Genomic DNA, 21,223 nt, shown 5'->3' on the forward strand with positions numbered 1-21,223 from the left:
ATTATGGATCAAATTAAAAACATCATTCTGGAATCGATCCGAATTAAAAACATCCTCTCCGGGGATGCCGGCACGCTTTCTAAAATCAAGGAAGCTTCGATTGCAGTCTTACATTCTTTACAACAGGGAGGAAGAATCTATTTTTGCGGAAATGGTGGTAGTGCTGCGGATGCTCAACATCTCGCTGCAGAATTTTCCGGTAGATTTTACACAGACCGAAAAGCCCTTCCGGCCGAAGCGCTTCATACCAATACATCTTATTTGACCGCAGTAGCAAATGATTACAGCTACGATGTCGTTTACTCCAGATTGATTTCCGGTATCGGCAGACCCGAAGATGTTCTGGTGGGAATAAGTACTTCTGGTAATTCAAAAAATATTGTCCTTGCTTTGCAGGCCGCAAATGAAATTGGCATCAAAACCATTGCGCTAACCGGTAGTAAAGGGGGTATGATGAAAGACCATTGCAGCATTTGGATTCCAGCACCATCGGACGATACACCAAGAATTCAGGAATGCCATATTCTGATCGGACACATCATTTGTCAATGGGTAGAAGAAAACTATTTTGTATAAATTCCTGTAATACGAATGAATGAATGCATCATTCTGGCCGGTGGTTTTGGAACAAGGCTGGCCCATCTGATTCCTGAACTTCCAAAATGTCTGGCACCAGTCGGTGAACGTCCATTTTTACATGCCCTATTGCATTACCTCCAGTTACAGAATATAAATCACTATGTATTTTCATTGGGATACAAATCAGATCTTGTGATCGATTATGTTCGCAGGAATTTTGAAGATTTAAAATGTAGTTTTGTCGTTGAAGAACAAGCCCTGGGTACTGGTGGCGCTATCCAGAAAGCCATTCAACAATGTCGGTCTGACCATGTATTTGTAATCAATGCAGATACTTTTTATCCCGTTGAACTAAATCCACTATATCAATTTCACACTGCCAAGAATGCCAACATAAGTTTGACACTCAAACCCATGATTTTTCCCCATCGGTATGGCACGGTTGAGATTGATATTCATCAAAAAGTAAGCCGTTTTCATGAAAAAAATGAAATTAATTATGGTTTGATCAATGGTGGAATATATTTGATCTCCAAATCATGGTTCCTGTCATTGAGTTTACCTGAAGTGTTTTCTTTTGAAAAAGATCTATTGGAAAAAGAAAACTACCAACAGGCTCTTTTCGCCCAAGTAAATGACTTACCATTCATCGACATTGGTGTTCCGGATGACTATGCACGTGCTGAAGAGTTTCTATCAAAGAATCTCAATTACAAACCGCAAATAAAAAATCTCTTTCTGGACAGAGATGGCGTCATCAATGTATTAAGACCCAATGATTATGTCAAGAACTTCGAAGAATTTAGATTCAGGGATGAAGTATTGGAAGAATTACATTTGATTGCTCCTGGATTTGAGAAAATATTTGTGGTGACCAACCAAGCGGGCATAGGAAAGGGATTAATGACTGAAGTAGATTTGCAGAATATCCATGATGTCATGGAAGAGATTCTTGAATTTTTTGGAGTTCGCTTTGCAAGAATCTACCATTGTCCTCATACCAAAGAATTGGATTGCATTTGTCGCAAACCGAAAGCTGGAATGTTGGATCAGGCAAAAATGGACTTTCCGGATATGCTTTTTGCAGAATCCTTGATCATCGGTGACAGTAACACAGACATGCTCATGGGACGATCCAGAGGAATGAAGACGGTGGCTTTGGGATCAAATTTTAGCGACGAACAAGGAAATCCAACACAAGACCATGTGGTGGAAAGTCTTAAAGAATTTAGAGAAAATATTTTAGCCCAATTTGTAAAATGAAAAGCTATTCTGTCAAAGAAATATTTTTGACCTTGCAAGGTGAAGGTGCTCAATCCGGAAGGGCATCTGTTTTCTTGCGTTTTGCAGGATGTAATTTATGGAGTGGCAGAGAAGAAGATCGAAGTTCTGCGGTTTGTAAATTTTGCGATACTGATTTTGTGGGAACAAACGGCACACTGGGTGGAAAATACAAAAACGCAGATCTGCTTGCAGACCAGGTGAACGCTTTGTGGCCTGATGAATCCCAAAAACATAAATACATCGTATGCACCGGAGGAGAGCCCTTGTTGCAATTGGATGAATATCTAATCAAAGCCTTGCACCAAAAAGGATTTGAAGTGGCCATCGAAACCAACGGGACCATCGTAGTGCCGGAAGGAGTAGATTGGATCTGCATGAGCCCCAAACCAAATACTGATATTGTGGTAAAATCCGGTCACGAACTCAAGTTTGTCTATCCACAACCAGACTTGTCTCCTGAAAATTTTGAGCAATTAAATTTCCAGCATTTTTTTATCCAACCCATGGATGGACCGGATATCAAAGTCAATATAGAAAAATCCATTGCATTTATCCACCAAAATCCTCAATGGAGACTGAGTTTGCAAAGTCATAAGATGATTGGAATTAGGTAAGTTGCAGGTTCCATTTTAAATTTAAATTGCACCCTTTTAGTTGGATTTCCAAAAAATGTTTGCTCATATTATTGAAGATACAATTGCAGAATTAAATAAATAAAAGGTGATAATTATGGTTTATAAAACTTAGCAATTGATGACAATTTCTTTTACTTTTAAATTTGTGCTAGGAATTATAACTACTTCAGAAAATCGTGATCAAACTATTTATCTGGAAGATTCTTATCATCTCCTTCAATACAGAAAAATGATTCAAATATTTCATGGTGCATTTCAGTATGAGCAATGAATTCATATCAATAAATTCTATTCTCCAACATTAATAATCACTTGGTCTGAAATCTGAGAAAATTGAATTTCAAAATTTGATTCCCATAAAGCAGCGTTGCGCTATCGCCGGTACTCTTATAAAATGAAATTGAATGAAACATTCGCAGGTGGAAATTCCTGTGTTGTTATTATCGAATAAATTATCTTTGAACCACGAAAATAAAAAGCGAATGAAAGCAACATTTACCCCTTTTTTTTACGTTATCCTACTTTTTGTTCTCGGTATATACTATGTCTCAGCCACCAACTACCACGTGTCAATTACCGGCAACGACAGCAACAACGGTCTGACCGTTTCCACTCCTTTGCGGACCATCCAGGCTGCCACCAATAAAGTCAGAGCGGGTGACAGCGTGCTCGTGTACAATGGAAATTATACCGGATTTGACCATCGCGACAAACAAAATGGACTAGCCGGAAGACCAATCGTTTATTTTGCCATGGGTGACCGGGTAATCATCACCACGGCCTTGTACCGCAACAATGGAATCAATATTGAAAACAACGACTACATCCACATCATTGGATTCAAAGTGAGAAGAATGCTGCAGGAAGGCATTCGCGCTGTGTACGCCAACCATGTCAGCATTTTATACAATGAATGCGACAGTTGCTACCGCGGAATATTTACGGGTTACACGGACGATCTTTTGGTCGAGCACAATGTTTGCAGCAGATCCCACGGAGAACACGGCATCTATGTTTCCAACAACAGTGATCGTGCTGTGGTGAGATACAATTCCTGTTCTTTCAATAAAGCGAGTGGAATACAGTACAACCCCGATCTCAGTAGCGGCGCACCTGGGTACAGCGAGGACGCGGATATTTCTTACAACATCGTTTTTGAAAACAAGAGAGGGGCTGGCTTAAACTTACAAGGATTGAGCCGCGCACTGGTCACAAACAATCTGATTTACAACAACCATGAAGCTTCGGGAATTACCTTATTTCATGGCGACGCTTCCAAAGGATGTACGGATGTAAAAGTATTCAACAACACCATTATTGTACCAGCCGATGGACGTTGGGGAATTCATGTCATTGACGATGCTGAAAGAATCCAGATTTTCAACAATGTGATTCTAAATTTTCATCCGTGGAAAGGGGCCATTGCCTTACAAAAAAACGGTTTCGTTCAAAAGGAAATCATCAGTGACTACAACTATGTAAGCGACAAATTCTGTGATATCGATGACGGTTGCAGCAAAACGCTTTCCTTCTGGCAATCGCTTGGGTATGATCTTCACTCATTGAAAGCTCTGATGGACCAATCCCTGGTATTTGTAAATTTTAACAACAAAAATTACAAGGCTTCGGCCAACTCTCCGCTCTTGGATGCAGGCACTGATTGGGTCGCCCCCCATAGCATGTCGGATTTAGTGGGGATTTCAAGACCTCAAGGCAGTGCTTATGACATTGGCTGTTATGAAAAAGTTTCCATTTCTTTTGTAGAGGATCCTTCCTCCGCAAGCCAGAACGCTATCTATGGACTTTTTGGTTGGGCATCATTTGAAAGTTTGATTGGAGACCAGCCAACTTCCAAATGGATGCTGTTTGATATCAATGGCCGACCCATCCATCCAAATCAATCTGATCCCAGGAAACTAAATCTAAATCCTGGAATTTATATTTTGAAACAATTGCCCAATGGTGCTGAGCAATCAAAAACCTATTTTCTGTACCATCTGACACCTTAAAATTCAATGCTCAATTCCATCGAACTTTCCAGTTTTTGATCATCGATTGGTTTTTAACTCTATGAGCTTCCTTGATTGTCTGAGAAGTTTCAAAAATGGGAATTAAAGAGGTAAATTGCGGATAAACAAAATCTTAACATTTACTCCCTCAAGGCATAAGCCCAAAAAGCTTTAGCTTTGCACGGTTTTTTGAAAAAGGGTCTGTCCCATGATGAAACAATACCTAACATTTTTACTATTTGCAGTGATCTCCCTAGGGCGAATCAGTTCGCAAAATGCTGATCATCAACATGATTCTCACCATCACGACCACCATCATCACGATGGTCACGACCACCCCGCGCACTCCCACCCCGCTGAAAATGCCAATCATCCAAAAGCTGCAGATCACAATGATCACAGCGCTTTTGATCCAAAAAGTACCGCTTTCCATCATATTTCTGATCTAAATGTTTACAACATTGGACCCTGGAATATTCCTCTTCCCTGCATTCTTTACGCCCCATCTCAAGGCTGGTCTGTTTTTTCTTCCGGAAAATTTGGCATCGACAACGCCCACCATGGATCCGGACATTATGCAATCGACCGATACGTGCTCAATGCCGGTAAAGTCATGAGAATCACTGAACCATCCTTTCCGATTGGCAAGGTTGAAATTGGACCATTTACTGCTGTGGAGACCGAAGAAAATGGTAAGAAAAAATACATCGATCAGGTGGTTTATCAGGGTACTCCTTTAAATCTTGAAAAATCAAGTACCGCAGATGGCGGAATTTTTGAAGGTGGAATCACCGGTTTTTATGACCTGTCCATTTCGAAAAATGTCTTTGCCATGTTGTTGGTGATTGGCTTACTCTCCTGGTTGTTTATTGGCATGGCCCGTCAATACAAGCGCGCTCCGGGTACTGCCCCAAAAGGAGCTCAAAAGCTTTTCGAACCCATTATACTTTTTCTTCAAGATGAAGTAGCAAAGCCTTTTTTGGGAAATAAATACGCCAGATTTATGCCTTTGCTTTTGGCTATTTTCTTTTTTATTTTGGGATTGAATCTTTTTGGACAAATTCCCTTCCTGGGTTCAGCCAACGTAACCGGAAATCTCGCTGTCACCATGGTATTGGCGATTCTTGTGTTTATAGTCGTCAACCTCAATGGCAACTGGCATTACTGGCAACACATTCTGTGGATGCCGGGAATTCCTGCAGCTGTTAAAATATTTGTTCTGACCCCGGTAGAAATACTTGGCGTCATCATCAAACCCGTGACCTTGATGCTGCGACTTTTTGCCAACATCACGGCAGGTCACATGGTGATCACCATTTTTATTGGTCTGATCTTTATTTTTGGAAAATCCGGAGAAAGTCCGGGGGCAGCCTATGGTGCTTCCATCGGATCCGTATTGTTAACTTTGTTTATGATGGCCATCGAATTGTTGGTGGCATTTATTCAGGCTTATGTGTTTACTTTATTGACCGCTTCTTACATTGGAGCTGCCACTGAAGATCACCACCATGGTCACGAAGAAATGAGTCATTAATTAATTATTTATAAACCATATTAAAATTTGAAATTATGGGAGGTTCAATTGTAGCTATCGGAATGGGTCTTGCAGCGATTGGTGCAGGAATCGGAGTGGGTACGATCGGAGGTAAAGCGTTGGAAGCGATAGCTCGCCAGCCTGAGGCCATCGGTGATATCCGCGCCAATATGATTCTTACTGCAGCGCTGGTAGAGGGTGCGGCTTTGATCGCCATCATCCTTGCTTATCTCGTGGCTTAAAACTATTTGATTCGAACAGGGTGCAGAACGGTTGGTTGCTGTACCTGTTCTTTTTTAAAACGATTATCGCATTAAGTAAAACAATATATGGAATCATTCATCCTGTTGCTTTCGATGGATTTCAGTCCGATCAAACCCAATTTTGGTTTGCTTCTCTGGACAGTAATCGTCTTCCTGATTTTTTGGCTAATCATTGGAAAACTTGCCTTCAAACCCATTATCCAGGCGCTCAATGAGCGTGCAGATCACATACAGGATTCACTCAACGCGGCAAAAACAGCCCGTGAGGAAATGAAAAATCTGATCTCTGAAAACGAAAGAATCAGTGCTGAGGCCAGAGAAGAAAAAATGAGAATCATCCGGGACGCCAAAGAATCTGCCAACAGCCTGATCGCTGAAGCAAGAGAAAGGGCCAAGGAAGAAGCACAGAGAATCGTCACCAATGCCAAAAACGACATAGAAACTGCAAAAAAGGCAGCATTGGTGGATGTAAAAAATCAGGTAGGTGCAATGGCTGTAGACATTGCTGAAACTGTTATCCGCCAAAAATTAGGCAACGATGCAGAACAGCAATCTTATATCAAGCGCCTTGTGGATGAAATCAAAGTCAATTAATCGAACCATCAGATGTCACAATCCAAAATTGCTGCCAGATACGCCAAATCCCTGATAGATTTATCCAGGGAGAAGTCTTCTTTGGAACAATCCTACCAGGATATGCTGAGCTTACAGAGCCTTTGTTCACAAAAGGATTTTGCATTGATGCTTAAGAGTCCCATTGTGAGTGCAGACAAAAAAGAAAACGTAATCAAAGCGCTGTTGGCGGATAAAATATCTCCACTTATTTACACTTTTATCAAATTGCTTGTGACCAAAGGTCGTGAGCCTCTTTTGGCAAACATTGCCGGTGCTTTTATCGCCCAATACAAATCCATTCAAAAAATCAGAACGGCTACTTTGGTCACCGCCGTTCCCCAATCTGAAACTCAATTGGAGAATTTTAAAAAACAGTTTGCAGACTGGCTGAAGCCCGGTGAGTCCATGGAAATTATTCATAAAGTAGAACCACAACTGATTGGCGGTTTTATTTTTCAGATGGAAGGAAAACAAGTCGATACCACTGCCAAGAGGAAACTGGAGGCATTTAGAACAAACTTATACGATTCATCTTATACCAACTTAGTCGTCAAATCTTAATATCTAAACATAATCATCAACCATCATGGTAAATATCAGACCCGAAGAAATATCAGCCATTCTAAAGCAACAAATCTCAGGCTCGGCCACAGCTTCCCAATTGGAAGAAGTAGGTACCGTACTTACCGTAGGTGACGGTATCGCGCGCGTCTATGGATTGACCAATGCTCAGGCAGGTGAGCTCGTCGAATTTGAAACCGGAGTTCAGGCCATCGTATTAAACCTCGAAGAAGACAACGTGGGTGTGGTACTCATGGGTCCCTGGGGAGGAATTAAAGAAGGTTCCAGAGTCAAACGAACCAACAAGATTGCCTCCATTGAAGTAGGTGAAGGTTTTGCAGGTCGTGTGGTCAATACCCTCGGTCAACCCATTGACGGGAAAGGACCCATCACCGGTGTTAAATATGAAATGCCTCTGGAGCGCAAAGCACCGGGTGTGATCTTTCGCCAGCCAGTCAATGAGCCCCTGCAGACAGGAATAAAAGCCATCGACTCAATGATTCCTATTGGGCGAGGACAAAGAGAATTGATCATCGGCGACCGTCAGACGGGCAAAACAGCCATCGCCATAGATACCATCATCAACCAAAAAGAATTTTACGACAAAGGCGAACCCGTTTATTGCATTTATGTGGCTTCAGGTCAAAAAGCATCTACGGTGGCCAAAGTAGCCAGAACACTCGAAGAATATGGCGCAATGCCTTATACCGTGATCGTATCTGCTTCCGCTGCGGATCCTGCACCCCTTCAATTTTATGCTCCTTTTGCCGGAGCCGCCATCGGCGAATATTATAGAGATACAGGAAGACCAGCTCTTGTCATCTATGATGATCTCAGCAAGCAGGCCGTGGCCTATCGGGAAGTTTCTCTCTTGTTGAGAAGACCTCCGGGACGTGAAGCTTATCCGGGAGACGTATTTTACCTGCACTCAAGATTGTTGGAAAGGGCTGCCAAAGTCATCAACAACGATGAGATTGCCAAAAATATGAATGACTTACCTGATTCTCTGAAAAAAGCAGGTATCGTCAAAGGGGGCGGATCGCTTACCGCGCTTCCCATCATTGAAACACAGGCGGGAGACGTTTCTGCTTATATTCCTACCAATGTGATTTCTATTACCGACGGACAGATATTCCTTGAATCTAACTTGTTTAACTCAGGTATCCGTCCCGCCATCAACGTTGGTATTTCAGTATCCCGGGTGGGAGGTAATGCGCAAATCAAATCCATGAAAAAGGTATCCGGAACCCTGAAACTTGATCAGGCGCAATACCGTGAATTGGAGGCCTTCTCCAAGTTTGGATCTGATTTGGATGCAGCCACAAAAGCCGTACTGGACAAGGGAAAGAGAAATGTTGAAATTTTGAAACAACCCCAATACAGTCCGGTCTCCGTTGAAAAACAAGTAGCCATTATCTATATGGGTACCAACAATATGCTGAAAGATATTCCGGTCGAAAAGGTAAAAGAATTTGAAAATGTAGTCTATACCGAACTCGAACTGAAACATCCTCAGGTATTGGAAAACTTTAGAAAAGGTAAGCTTGAAGAAGCAGACCTGAAAGTGTTGAAAGATTTAGCTGGAGGCCTTAAGATTGCCTAATTTGAAAATGTGAAAATTTGGAAATGTGAAAGTTTAAAATTAATTTTATATACTAGATTTTCCAAAATTATATCACATTATTTTGAAGTTGTCAAATGAAGTAGAAAGTAGTAACATTATACTCAAAAAATGTTTTGAATTTTCATTGGCGATCATACAATATACAGAAGATTTAGAAGCGCTTAAAAAATTTGTGATTGCAAATCAGCTGCTTAAATCAGGAACATCTATAGGTGCCAATGTGTATGAGGCTCAGGATGCTGAAAGTAAGGCTGATTTTTTACATAAAATTAAATTAGCTGCCAAAGAGTTGAATGAAACTGAGTATTGGTTGCACCTTTGCCAAATGTCAAAATCTTATCCTGACTGTGAGTATTTAATTGTTGAGTTAAAAGAAATGTCAAAAATTATAAATAAAATATTAATCACATTAAAATCGAGTAAGTAAATCTTCATGCCAATCGATAGATCCTCTTCACATTTTCACATTTCCAAATTTTCACATTTCCAAATTGATCCAAAATGGCTAACTTAAAAGAAGTAAGAAACAGAATAAAATCGGTGATGTCCACCCAGCAAATCACCAAAGCTATGAAAATGGTGTCTGCTGCTAAGTTGAGAAGGGCGCAACAAGCCATTGTCCAAATGAGACCTTACGCCACCAAACTCAACAACATGTTGGTCAACATCATGAGTTTTTCAGATGGTCAGGGGGCGGAAGCTTTTGCAAGAGCAACTGAAAAGAAAAATCCCTTGTTGGTCATCATCACTTCAGATCGGGGACTCTGCGGTGCTTTTAGCGCAAATATCATCAAATTGGCACAGCAGAGAATTCAGACCCATTATGCTGTCCACGCTGAAGAAGGCCGCTTAAACTTTCTGTGCATTGGAAAAAAGGGGTTTGAGTTTTTCAGAAAGAGATATCCCAAATGCAATATGATTGGTGAGTATTCTACTTTACAGACTGCATTGAGCTACGAAGCAGTTGTGGCCGTTGCAGACCGATTGATGGATGATTTTAAAAATGACAAGGTAGATCAGGTTGAAATCTACTATGGTAGATTCAAAAACGCTGCCACCCAATTTCCGGAAATGGAACAATATCTTCCGGTACCAAAAGCTGTACCATCAAAAACTGAATCCGGCGCCACAAGCACCAAGCCAGATTTTCTCTTTGAGCCCAATCAGGAAGATCTGTTGAAAGAATTGGTTCCTTCGATTCTCCAGTCACAACTTTATAAATGCATTCTGGACAATCAGGCCTCCGAGCATGGCGCAAGAATGACCGCCATGGACAAGGCCACAGAAAATGCAGAAGACATGCTGGTCGAATTAAAAATTAATTACAACAAAGCCCGTCAGGAAGCCATCACCAAAGAACTTTCCGAAATCGTTGGTGGAGCAGCTGCACTTGCCGGATAAATTTACCGTTGGTTTGGTAAACTTATTAATCTAGCTTAAGTCTGCAATCTCTTTAACTTTATTTTAAAAGGCCTTCCTGCATTTTCTCTTAAATTTGCAGAATGCATAAGTTGGCTTATTTTATTCCCATCCTTGTTTTTACCATTTCTTGCAAAAAGACGGAAAATAATACACCCTCAGGACCTCCTCCTAAAAAACCTACAGGAGTAGAAGCTTGGCTGGTCTCAAGCGTGGCTCTCGAAGAGAAACTTAGATTACCTGCCAATATTGTAGCCAATGAATTTACTGAAATAAGGCCTGAAATCAATGGCAAGATTCAGAATATATCATTTTCGGAGGGTCAAAAGATCACCAAAGGTCAGTTGCTCTTCAAATTGAATGATGCCGATGCACAGGCAAGATTGTCCAAACTCAAAGTACAAAAAGAAATACTGCTCAATACCGAAAGAAGACAAAAAGAATTGCTTCAGCTGCAGGCCATAGGACAACAAGAGTATGACTTGTCTCTGCTTCAGTTGAGGATAGCAGAAGCCGACATCAAAATTCTGGAGACTGAAATCGAAAAACACCATATCAGAGCTCCTTTTTCAGGAACCATTGGTATCCGTAAAATAAGCCCCGGTTCGGTGGTTTCGCCTTCATCTATTCTGGCGGAGGTGGCCGATCTGAACCAGGCAAAAGTGCAATTTGCACTACCTGAAAAATACATTCCTTCCATCAAAATAGGGGATCATATTTTCTTTAAAACCGAAGGCAACGACTCTCTTCACAAAGCGAAAATTGAAAGTTTTGAATCTTCCCTGGATCCAATCACCAGATCACTCAATGTTTCTGCCAGTATCAAAAACAATTCTAACAAATTTTTCCACGGTCTATTTGCTGAGGTAATTCTCAATATCCGAAGTAAAACCTCAGGTATCATGGTGCCCAGCCATGCAGTTATTCCACAGGCAAGAGATAAAAAAGTGATTTTACTCAAAAATGGTGTTGCAGAATTCAGATCTGTTACACTTGGAGTCCGTGACAGTACCAGTGTAGAAATAATACAAGGTATTGGTATCGGCGATACATTAATCACCACCGGTCTGATGGGAATCAAACCCGGTGCTCCTGTTCACATCGTTCAATTGTTCAACGTCCAATGAACATCTCTCAATTAAGCCTGAACAGGCCGGTTCTGGCAGTGGTCCTCAATCTGGTCATCATCCTTTTTGGATATCTGGGATTTAGAAATTTAGGCGTCAGGGATTTTCCAGCCATCGACCCACCGAATATCAGCGTCAGGACTTCGTATCCAGGTGCGAATGCGGACATCATCGAATCCCAAATCACTGAACCCCTGGAAAAAGCCATCAATGGAATCGCGGGAATTAAAAACATTACATCCGTCAGTTCTCAGGGGAATAGCAATATCAACGTAGAGTTTGATCTCAGCATTAATCTGGAAGAAGCGGCGAATGATGTAAGAGATAAAGTATCTCAGGCGGTGCGCAATTTACCCAATGATCTGGATGCTCCACCCACAGTCAACAAAGCAGATGCAAGCGGAGAGCCCATTTTGTCCATGACAATCATGAGCGATCGTAAAAATCAATTGGAGCTCACGGAATTTGCCTATGATCATTTGATTGAAATCCTTCAAACCATCCCCGGTGTCAGCAATGTCCACATTTGGGGAGAAAAAAGATATTCCATGCGGATCTGGATGGATCCTGTCAAACTTAGTTCATATGGTTTGACCCCGCAAGATGTCCAACAGGCACTGCAAAGAGAAAGTGTTGAATTGCCTTCCGGCAAAATCACAGGTAACAGTACAGAACTATCCATCAGAACTTTCGGACAACTAAAAACAGAAGAGGAATTTAACCAGTTGGTGATCTCCACCTCAGCTTCGGGAGCGACCATCCGTTTGAAAGACGTTGCCGAAGCAGTCCTCGGCCCGGAAAACGAAGAGTCCATTCTCAAACAAAGTGGGGTGCCCATGATCGCCATTGCGATTGTGCCACAACCAGGAACCAGCTATGTGGCCATTTCGGATGAGTTTTACAAACGCCTCGAAACCATTAAGCAAACGCTTCCGGCAGAATATGAGATCAACGTCGGTCTCGACCAGGCTAAGTTTATTAAAAAATCTATCACAGAAGTGAAGGAAACTCTGTTTATCGCCATCCTGTTGGTCGTCATCATTGTGTTCTTGTTTTTCAGAGACTGGATCATTGCATTGAGGCCTCTCATCGATATTCCTGTATCGCTGATCGGTGCATTTTTTGTCATGTACCTAGCAGGCTTTACCATCAACATTCTTACTTTGTTGGCCATTGTATTGGCCACGGGGCTGGTGGTGGATGATGGCATCGTCGTCACCGAAAACATCTACAAAAAACTGGAGTCCGGAATGTCCAAAATGATGGCTGCAAGATTGGGATCCCAAGAAATTTATTTTGCAGTGATCGCGACTTCAATTACCCTTGCCGTTGTATTTATACCGGTGATTTTTCTGGAAGGTTTTGTAGGGAGGTTGTTTAGAGAGTTTGGAGTGGTGGTAGCGGGTGCTGTACTCATATCAGCCTTTGTAAGTCTCAGTCTGACACCTGTCCTGACAGTATATGTCTCCAGAAAATCCATTGAGCCCGGATGGTTTTACAAAGTGACAGAACCCTTTTTCGAAAAACTGGAATCCGGATATGCCTTCCTATTGCAAAAATTTTTAAAAATCAGGTGGTTGGCTCCCATATCATTGGTCCTTTGCATGTGGGGCGCTTATGGTCTTTTCAATACTATTCCTTCTGAGCTCGCACCAATGGAAGACAGGAGTCAGTTTAGATTGAGCCTGACTGCCCCTGAAGGCACCTCTTTTGACAAGATGGATGCTTATGTAAATAAATTGACACAACTGATGATTGATTCCGTACCGGAAAAAGAAGTAATATTGTCAGTAACTTCTCCAGGTTTTATCGGCAGCGGTGCTGCCAATACCGGATTTGTCAGAGTGGTATTGTGTAACCCAGAAAATCGGAAAGCTACTCAGGAAGAAATCGTCCAAAGAATTAGCAGAAATTTACCCAAATACAATGAAGGAAGGGCTTTTCCCATCCAGGAACAGACGATTGCCATCAATCGCAGAGGTGGATTGCCCGTCCAGTTTGTGATCCAGAACAGCGACATGGAAAAACTCAAAACTGCCATTCCCAAATTTTTAGAAGAGGCCTCTAAAAGCAAGGTTTTGGTCAATGTGGATTCTGATCTAAAATTTAACAAACCCGAGCTGAGCATCACGGTTGACAGAGCCCGCGCCGCTGCTTTGGGGGTCAGCGTCCAAGATCTTGCTCAGACACTGCAAATGTCTTTCAGCAATCAAAGACTGGGCTATTTCACCATGAATGGGAGGCAGTATCAGGTCATTGGTCAGATGGATCGAAAATTCAGAGATGACCCTCAGGACCTTCGATTGTTGTACATCAGATCCAATACCGGACAGAATATACCCCTGGACCAATTGGTCACCGTTCGTGAAATCAGCACCACACCCACGATCTATCATTTCAATCGGTACAAATCTGCGACCATTTCAGCAGGACTGGCACCAGGATTTACCCTGGGCGATGGAATCGAAGAAATGAAAAAAATAGCCTCTACCGTCCTCGATAATAATTACACCACAGCCCTCAGCGGTCCATCCAGGGATTTTGCAGAGAGTTCCGGAAGCATCGGCTTTGCATTTGTTCTGGCACTTATTTTGATTTTTTTGGTGTTGGCTGCACAATTTGAGAGTTTTGTGGATCCACTCATCATCATGATGACAGTACCCCTCGCCATTTTTGGCGCATTGGCAGCATTGTGGATGTTTGATCAGACCGTTAATATTTTCTCCCAGATCGGAATGATTATGTTGATTGGTTTGGTGACCAAGAATGGAATCCTTATCGTTGATTTTGCCAACCAGAACCGACTTCAGGGCATGAATAAAATCCAAGCTGCTTTGACAGGTGCCAAAGCCAGACTCAGACCCATTCTTATGACCACACTTGCCATGGCCCTTGGAGCTACACCAATAGCGTTTTCGATTGGTGCTGCATCCACGAGCCGTGTACCGCTTGGAATCGTCATTATCGGTGGTCTGATGTTTTCACTGGTACTGACCCTGTTTGTGGTGCCATCTATTTACACCTATTTGTCTACCCACAAAAAATCCAGAGATGAACAAATGGATCTTTAGTGTTGTGATCTGTTCTGTTGGGATTCATTTGCACTCACAGAAATCGATTGGTCTCAAGGAAGCCATCGAAACTGCTTTGTCCAGAAATCATGGAATTCAACTTTCCAAAACAGATCTTGAAATATCATCGGTACAAAATAGCTGGAGCAATACCGGAATTCTTCCGGAGGTAATTTTTAATTTAGCCCCCACCCTCTCCTTCAATTCTTTGGATCAAAAGCTGGTCAACAATACAGAAATCAGAAGAGACAATGCCCGATCTGAACAGATGAATGCCAATCTCCTCTTCAATTGGAATTTTTTCAAAGGATTTAAAATGATGGTCGCAAAAGATCGGCTGGAAGAACAAGTAAGGAAATCCAAACACCAATTGGATCTTGACATTTTGGATTTGACCTATCAGGTGGCCCTGGCATATTATGACATTATCAGATTGCAAAATTTAATCAAATCCGCTGAAGAGCAAGTTTCCTTTTCGCTGGAAAGGGTGCGTCAGGAAGAAATTAAAATGCAAAAAGGCTTAAGTGGCAAAACTGAATTCTTGAATGCCCAAATGGATTACAAAGACTTTGAAATTCTATTAAATCAACAAAACCAACAGATCAAAATAGCAAAAATAAACTTACTTCAATTGATGCAAGCCCCTCTCGATAGCGATATTTTCTTGAGCGACACCAGCATTCAAACAAAATTAAATGTGAACATCGATTCTAATAATGATTTTTCCGGCCATCCACAATGGAGTTTTTACCAAAGTGAACAACGGATACTCCAATATTCCAAAAAAGAAATCGAATATGAGCGCTGGCCGGGATTGGGTCTTTTTGGAGCGTACAATTTCAACCGAACCGAAAATCAGGCAGGATTTAGTTTGTTTTCGCAAAACTATGGTCCTCAGATTCAACTTCAACTGTCCGTGCCACTTTATCAGGGAGGTAGAATCAAAAATGAGTCTAGAAGGATGGATCTAAACCTCAAGAAAAATGAAATCACAGCAGATCAATGGGTTTCCGGCGTAAATCATCAAATGGAAACAGCGAAACAGAATTTACTCTTCAATGAAAAACTGTTGATCATGGCAGATGAAAAGATCAAACACGCTGAGGAGATCTTCCAATTGGAAAAAGAAAAATACATGCGATCTGAATCTACCCATCTGGAAATGCGTCAGGCTCAAACAGACATGATACAAGCACAAATCGTACGACAGGATGCATGGTATCAATACATGGTCCAACTGCTCATCATCAAATCGCTTCAAGGTGATCTTAGGTTTTTGTTGGAGTAAAGTTTTGATTGGTTTAGCTTCCATTGAAAATTGTTTGATATGAATTAAACTCAAATTTATAAGATAGCTATCCAGTTTGAAGTTTGATCATATTCAAAATATTTACCATTAAGCCCTATCTTGCGGACTCTAAGACACAATATGGCCAAGAATTACCTTGACGAACTCAACTCCATCCAAAAGCAAGCCGTGCAGCAGATAGAGGGTCCTGTCATGGTGATTGCCGGTCCCGGATCAGGAAAAACGCGCGTACTCACCTACCGTCTGGCTCACATGATTCACAGTGGCATAAAACCCTGGCAAATTCTGTCCCTCACTTTTACCAACAAGGCCGCACGGGAAATGACAGAAAGGATCAGTCAGGTGGTGACCGGAGATGCCAGAAAAATATGGAGCGGCACTTTTCACTCTGTTTTTGCAAAAATTCTTCGCATCGAAGCTCCCAAAATCGGATACCCCACAAACTTCTCCATCTACGATACCGAAGACTCCAAAAGTCTGATCTCTGAGATTATTAAAGAACTGGGACTTAACCCCAAGGATTACAATGCCAATTCGGTCAGAGCCCGCATTTCCAATGCCAAGTCCAACCTGATCACCCCCCTGATGTACGAAAAAGACCAAAGCCTTTTTGAACAGGACCGGTTGAATAAAATGCCAGCCACTGGAAATATCTACAAGCGATATGTCCACAAATGTTTGCAGGCAGGTGCCATGGATTTTGACGACCTTCTACTTCAGTTGTACCGGCTTTTTCAGGAAAACAAAGACGGGGTGCTCGAAAAATACCGGCGCATTTTTCAATACCTCCTGGTAGATGAGTTTCAGGATACCAATTATCTCCAGTACGCCATTCTCAAAAAATTAACGCTCTACCCGGGCAGTAACAGAAATATTTGTATCGTCGGTGACGATGCTCAAAGCATCTATTCCTTTAGAGGTGCGACCATCAACAACATTCTCGACTTTCAGGAAGATTTTCCGGATGTTCAGATTTTTAAACTGGAGCAAAATTACAGGAGCACAAATCATATTGTTCAGGCTGCCAATGATGTGATCACCTTCAATGCCAAGCAAATCAAAAAAGAAATCTGGACCGAAAAAAAAGAAGGCCACAAAATAAAACTGATCAAATCGGCCTCCGACAACGAAGAAGGCCGAAAGGTAGCAGATTATGTCGTCGAATTAAAAAACAGATACCACCTGAAGAATTCGGATATCTGCATCCTCTATCGCACCAATGCGCAGTCTCGCATTTTTGAAGAACAACTCCGAAGGGTAAACATCAGTTATAAAGTGTTTGGCGGACTTTCTTTTTATCAGAGAAAAGAGGTCAAGGATCTGTTGGGCTACATGAGACTGGTCTCCAATCCGAAAGACAACGAGGCTTTCAAGCGAATTATCAACTATCCGAAAAGAGGAATCGGCGACAGCACCATCGACAAATTACAGGAGATCAGTACAGAACAACAATGGTCCCTGTTTGAAAGCATACCCGCCTTTGCAGGATCTGGTAGAGCTTCCCAAAATCTGATCAACTTCCGCAACATGCTACTTCAAATGCAGGATGTTGCAAACAAAAACTCTGCTTACGATGCAGCTTTGTACATTTACAAAACTTCCGGCATCGCTCAGGAACTAAAGCAGGACATGACCCAGGAGGGTATCTCCAGAATCGAAAACATTACCGCACTATTGGACGGTATCAAAGATTTTACAGATAACGACGAACTAACCGGTGATTTGCCAATCGACAAGTCGCTGGCCACCTACCTACAAAGCATCGCCCTGATCTCCGAGTTGGATAGCGAAACAGAAAACAGAGACTACCTTACTCTTATGTCGGTGCATTCGGCCAAAGGTCTGGAGTTTGATGCGGTCATTGTGGGCGGACTTGAAGAAAATCTTTTTCCTTCCTACATGTCGATGAATTCTGCCGAACAACTCGATGAGGAAAGACGATTGTTTTATGTAGCCATTACCAGGGCGCGTCAATTTTTGGCCTTGAGCTATGCAAATTCAAGGTATTTCTTTGGTAACCTGAGAATGAACGAACCCAGCCGCTTTATTGAAGAAATTGATCAGAGCAGATATGAAATCGACAAGACTTCCCGTGGCCTGGTCTTTCACCTTTCCGAAGAACCTGTGACGCCCAAATCGAGATATATAGAGCGCAAACCGGCTGAAATCAAACACCATCCCCTGCTCACCAATTTTAAACCCAGTGAAGCAGGCCAAATTCAAACAGGCATGAAAGTATTGCATCAAAAATTTGGAGAAGGCAAAGTCATCCAGGTCGAAGGCAGCTCTGACAATAGGATCGCCACGATCTACTTTGCTGAAGTGGATAATCCGCAGCGAAAAATAGTTCTTAAATTTGCCAAACTTCAGATACTCAATTGATTCGTTTTTTCGTTTTTTCGTTTTTACATTTATTCGGCTCAAACTTAGACCCTTGTGCCCAATCCATCCAAATGATTCGATCGTATCCCCTTCCTGAAGAACTCCATGAAATTTCCGGAATCATTAGTCTGGATCAGGGAAAAAGTTTTTTTGCACTCAACGATGGAGGCAATCCTGCCATTATTTATCATCTGGATGAAACAGGTGAAATCTTGCGTCGCATTAAGATTAAGAACGCAATCAACATTGATTGGGAAGAATTGACCACAGACTTTGTGCACCATGTATTTATCGCAGACACCGGCGACAATAAAAGAAAAAGACCCAAAAAACAAATTTATAAAATAAAAATCGAAGAACTGTTGAAATTCGATACTGTCACCGCTAAAAAAATAGACTTTTATTTTTTTTCAGAAGATAAAAAATCCACCCGGGAAGATACCCTTAAAACATACGATATCGAAGCCATGTATTGGTTTGATCATTCCCTCTACTTTTTCTCCAAAAACTGGAACAAGAAGAAAAGTCCACGGACCCGATTGTACAAAGCAGATCCTGACAATTCCCATCAGATTCTGAGACCAGAATTTACCAAAACATATACGCACCGATTCTATCTGGAAAGCCAAATTACCGGTGCTTGTACAGATCCTCTTTCACAAAAAGTCTATCTCCTCACCAGTACCGAGATCTTTGAAATGGATCCATATCAAACAGAAGATAAATGGCTGAGCCACAAATTTAATTTTATCAGCCAAAAAGAGGCCATCTGCTGTTATAAAAAAAATCATTTTGTCGTTGCCCAGGAAAAAAACAGAAGGATGAATCAATCGGCACAAATTCATTACATTCAAATGAATCCATCGGAAGAAAAAAATTAATATTTAATGATAGGATGCAATTTGTAAATTCATAAATCGAAAATCCAGTGGATATTTATCAAAGAACAGGAAGATGGAAATGGTATCTCGCCATTTTGGGCATTGTGATCACCGTTGCTCCGCTGTATTACTCAAACCACCTGGCCAACAACCTTGCAGAAAGAGAAAAAACGCACACCGAACTTTTGGTCCGCACATTGGAAGAAATGGTCATCAATGCAGACCTGGATATTGATGTCACTTACCACAACGAGGTGCTCCAAAAACTTTCCGACATCCGGGTAGTGACGATCAACAACAACAAAGACATTGGGCTGCACAATTATCCTGAGCCCATTGACACCCAAAAAATAGTAAAACGAGTGAAAGCTTCCGGGATAACTCCTCTGAGCAGTCCGGATTATCAGGCGATCTATTGGGAGTATCCTGATATTTTGACCGAGATTAGTTATCTGCCATGGATCCAAATGATTCTATTGTTGATTTATATCGCGATTGCTTACACGGTGTTTAATCTTTCCAGAAAAGAAGAGCAAAATAGGGTTTGGGTAGGGATGGCCAAGGAAACAGCACATCAGCTGGGCACACCCATCAGCGGATTAATGGGGTGGATGGATGCCTTAAAAACAAGTCAGGACGATCCCGTGACCAGAGAAGAATTGATCGGTCACATTGAACAGGACATCTACAAATTACAACAGGTCTCAGATCGGTTTAGCAAAATAGGATCTGTGCCAGAACTCAAAGCGACATCCATTAAATCAGAATGTCTTGCCGCATTAAATTACATGCATCCGAGAGCAGCCCGAAAAATTCAGTTTAAAGGACCTTCTGAAGATACCCACGATTATCAGGTGATGCTCAATTCGAATTTGTTTTCATGGGTCTTGGAAAACCTTTTGAGAAATTCGCTGGATGCAATGGATGACCAGGGCCAAATTGTATTGGACTTATACAAGGATGAAAACATGGTCTGCATCGAAATTAGCGATACCGGAAAAGGGATCCCGGCAGGATCATGGGAGACCATTTTCCGTCCAGGGTATTCAACCAAATTGAGAGGATGGGGACTGGGATTATCCCTTGCCCGAAGAATCATCGAAAACTATCACCAGGGCAAAATCTATGTCAAGGATTCAGAACCCGGCCGCGGTACCACCATCAGAATAGAGTTGAAAGAGGCAGACAACAGAATCTGAACGGACGAGGATATCTTTGACTGCATCCATTAGAGAATCACCTTCCCATATTCGCCACATTAAAATGGATTATCCCCCTTTTTCCGGTCCATCTTCTGCATGTCCAAAATGAAAGGTTCTTTTTCCTTCCACCTATATTTCACCAATTAAAAAGGGCAAAATGAAATCCATTGCCGGGCGATGAAAAAATGAAATGCCCTCAACGAAAAAGTCCCGCTGAAACCAGCAGGACTTTGTCTTTCGTTTTGAAATAGATTTATCCGAGAAAAACTTGTGATACTTTTTTATTAGAGTTATAAATGTTTGCGCTCTTTAAAGGAAATAGCCAGCTGTGATCGCAACTGGCTATTTATTAATCCCATGAACATATCCAAACTAACTTACCTTTATCTATCATGAAAAATTTACTCACTTTGGAATCGGATCCGTTCAACTTGTTAATAGAAGCCATCTCTTTGAGACGGCTTCCTATTAACAAATTTTTAATCCCATGAACATATCCGATTTTAACGGTCGCTGATACTTTTACCAGCATTCTGATTGTATTTCTTCCCTTTGTCTACAATCACAGTACAATGATCCGACGATATTCTTCCGTCCACAAGTACAAAAAAAGGCCCTTGTCATATATAATTATATTATATATTTTATTTTTATAATGTATAATACATTAATAATAAATAATATAATAAATTTACCTTTTTGAAATTAGCAATAAATTGTACTAATTA

17 protein-coding genes are annotated in these 21,223 nt (G+C 41.5%); all 17 read left to right on the forward strand.

What is annotated here, in order from left to right:
- Positions 1–3: 3 nt before the first annotated feature.
- Entirely contained in the window at positions 4–576 is a 573-nt protein-coding gene (locus tag IPM48_03700; protein ID MBK9270677.1) for a D-sedoheptulose 7-phosphate isomerase, read from the forward strand.
- Between the two features lie 15 nt (positions 577–591).
- Entirely contained in the window at positions 592–1,842 is a 1,251-nt protein-coding gene (locus tag IPM48_03705; protein MBK9270678.1) for an HAD-IIIA family hydrolase, read from the forward strand.
- Positions 1,839–2,477: a 7-carboxy-7-deazaguanine synthase gene (queE, locus tag IPM48_03710; GenBank protein ID MBK9270679.1), complete on the forward strand. Its 639-nt coding sequence runs from the start codon at positions 1,839–1,841 to the stop codon at positions 2,475–2,477. Before IPM48_03705 ends, queE begins: the two co-directional genes overlap by 4 nt.
- A 425-nt stretch (positions 2,478–2,902) precedes the next feature.
- The gene (locus IPM48_03715; protein MBK9270680.1) at positions 2,903–4,507 is read left to right on the forward strand and encodes a right-handed parallel beta-helix repeat-containing protein; all 1,605 of its coding nucleotides are present in this window, start codon (positions 2,903–2,905) and stop codon (positions 4,505–4,507) included.
- 211 nt (positions 4,508–4,718) lie between these two features.
- Entirely contained in the window at positions 4,719–6,041 is a 1,323-nt protein-coding gene (gene atpB / locus IPM48_03720) for a F0F1 ATP synthase subunit A (GenBank protein ID MBK9270681.1), read from the forward strand.
- Positions 6,042–6,076: 35 nt separating this feature from the next.
- The gene (gene atpE / locus IPM48_03725) at positions 6,077–6,283 is read left to right on the forward strand and encodes an ATP synthase F0 subunit C (GenBank protein ID MBK9270682.1); all 207 of its coding nucleotides are present in this window, start codon (positions 6,077–6,079) and stop codon (positions 6,281–6,283) included.
- 87 nt (positions 6,284–6,370) lie between these two features.
- The gene (gene atpF, locus IPM48_03730; GenBank protein ID MBK9270683.1) at positions 6,371–6,898 is read left to right on the forward strand and encodes a F0F1 ATP synthase subunit B; all 528 of its coding nucleotides are present in this window, start codon (positions 6,371–6,373) and stop codon (positions 6,896–6,898) included.
- 12 nt (positions 6,899–6,910) lie between these two features.
- Positions 6,911–7,480 carry an ATP synthase F1 subunit delta gene (atpH, locus tag IPM48_03735; GenBank protein ID MBK9270684.1) on the forward strand — a complete coding sequence of 190 codons (570 nt, stop codon included), beginning with the start codon at positions 6,911–6,913 and terminating at the stop codon, positions 7,478–7,480.
- A 25-nt stretch (positions 7,481–7,505) separates the two neighbouring features.
- Complete coding sequence (locus IPM48_03740; GenBank protein MBK9270685.1) at positions 7,506–9,083, forward strand: F0F1 ATP synthase subunit alpha; 1,578 nt, start codon at positions 7,506–7,508, stop codon at positions 9,081–9,083.
- An 88-nt stretch (positions 9,084–9,171) separates the two neighbouring features.
- Positions 9,172–9,531: a four helix bundle protein gene (locus IPM48_03745; protein MBK9270686.1), complete on the forward strand. Its 360-nt coding sequence runs from the start codon at positions 9,172–9,174 to the stop codon at positions 9,529–9,531.
- A 74-nt stretch (positions 9,532–9,605) separates the two neighbouring features.
- Positions 9,606–10,505: an ATP synthase F1 subunit gamma gene (gene atpG / locus IPM48_03750; protein ID MBK9270687.1), complete on the forward strand. Its 900-nt coding sequence runs from the start codon at positions 9,606–9,608 to the stop codon at positions 10,503–10,505.
- A 101-nt stretch (positions 10,506–10,606) separates the two neighbouring features.
- Positions 10,607–11,650: an efflux RND transporter periplasmic adaptor subunit gene (locus IPM48_03755; GenBank protein ID MBK9270688.1), complete on the forward strand. Its 1,044-nt coding sequence runs from the start codon at positions 10,607–10,609 to the stop codon at positions 11,648–11,650.
- Positions 11,647–14,721, forward strand: coding sequence for an efflux RND transporter permease subunit (locus IPM48_03760; GenBank protein MBK9270689.1), 3,075 nt, complete (start codon positions 11,647–11,649; stop codon positions 14,719–14,721). Before IPM48_03755 ends, IPM48_03760 begins: the two co-directional genes overlap by 4 nt.
- Complete coding sequence (locus tag IPM48_03765; protein ID MBK9270690.1) at positions 14,702–16,009, forward strand: TolC family protein; 1,308 nt, start codon at positions 14,702–14,704, stop codon at positions 16,007–16,009. The genes IPM48_03760 and IPM48_03765 overlap by 20 nt, the downstream gene beginning before the upstream one ends.
- Positions 16,010–16,150: 141 nt before the next feature.
- Positions 16,151–18,412 carry a UvrD-helicase domain-containing protein gene (locus IPM48_03770; protein MBK9270691.1) on the forward strand — a complete coding sequence of 754 codons (2,262 nt, stop codon included), beginning with the start codon at positions 16,151–16,153 and terminating at the stop codon, positions 18,410–18,412.
- A 71-nt stretch (positions 18,413–18,483) separates the two neighbouring features.
- Positions 18,484–19,293, forward strand: coding sequence for a hypothetical protein (locus IPM48_03775; GenBank protein ID MBK9270692.1), 810 nt, complete (start codon positions 18,484–18,486; stop codon positions 19,291–19,293).
- 47 nt (positions 19,294–19,340) lie between these two features.
- On the forward strand, positions 19,341–20,492 hold the full coding sequence (locus tag IPM48_03780; GenBank protein ID MBK9270693.1) for a HAMP domain-containing histidine kinase: 1,152 nt from the start codon (positions 19,341–19,343) through the stop codon (positions 20,490–20,492).
- Positions 20,493–21,223 lie beyond the last annotated feature (731 nt).

The sequence above is a fragment of the Saprospiraceae bacterium genome (assembly GCA_016715965.1).
In the GTDB taxonomy this organism is placed as follows: Bacteria; Bacteroidota; Bacteroidia; order Chitinophagales; family Saprospiraceae; genus Vicinibacter.

Bases quoted from the DNA above. Each gene is read 5' to 3' on its own strand.
- IPM48_03715 (MBK9270680.1), top strand. From the start codon at position 2,903: ATGAAACATTCGCAGGTGGAAATTCCTGTGTTGTTATTATCGAATAAA.
- IPM48_03705 (MBK9270678.1), top strand. From the start codon at position 592: ATGAATGAATGCATCATTCTGGCCGGTGGTTTTGGAACAAGGCTGGCC.
- atpE (MBK9270682.1), top strand. From the start codon at position 6,077: ATGGGAGGTTCAATTGTAGCTATCGGAATGGGTCTTGCAGCGATTGGT.
- IPM48_03700 (MBK9270677.1), top strand. From the start codon at position 4: ATGGATCAAATTAAAAACATCATTCTGGAATCGATCCGAATTAAAAAC.
- atpH (MBK9270684.1), top strand. From the start codon at position 6,911: ATGTCACAATCCAAAATTGCTGCCAGATACGCCAAATCCCTGATAGAT.
- atpG (MBK9270687.1), top strand. From the start codon at position 9,606: ATGGCTAACTTAAAAGAAGTAAGAAACAGAATAAAATCGGTGATGTCC.
- IPM48_03755 (MBK9270688.1), top strand. From the start codon at position 10,607: ATGCATAAGTTGGCTTATTTTATTCCCATCCTTGTTTTTACCATTTCT.
- IPM48_03740 (MBK9270685.1), top strand. From the start codon at position 7,506: ATGGTAAATATCAGACCCGAAGAAATATCAGCCATTCTAAAGCAACAA.
- atpF (MBK9270683.1), top strand. From the start codon at position 6,371: ATGGAATCATTCATCCTGTTGCTTTCGATGGATTTCAGTCCGATCAAA.
- IPM48_03770 (MBK9270691.1), top strand. From the start codon at position 16,151: ATGGCCAAGAATTACCTTGACGAACTCAACTCCATCCAAAAGCAAGCC.
- queE (MBK9270679.1), top strand. From the start codon at position 1,839: ATGAAAAGCTATTCTGTCAAAGAAATATTTTTGACCTTGCAAGGTGAA.
- IPM48_03775 (MBK9270692.1), top strand. From the start codon at position 18,484: ATGATTCGATCGTATCCCCTTCCTGAAGAACTCCATGAAATTTCCGGA.
- IPM48_03760 (MBK9270689.1), top strand. From the start codon at position 11,647: ATGAACATCTCTCAATTAAGCCTGAACAGGCCGGTTCTGGCAGTGGTC.
- atpB (MBK9270681.1), top strand. From the start codon at position 4,719: ATGAAACAATACCTAACATTTTTACTATTTGCAGTGATCTCCCTAGGG.
- IPM48_03765 (MBK9270690.1), top strand. From the start codon at position 14,702: ATGAACAAATGGATCTTTAGTGTTGTGATCTGTTCTGTTGGGATTCAT.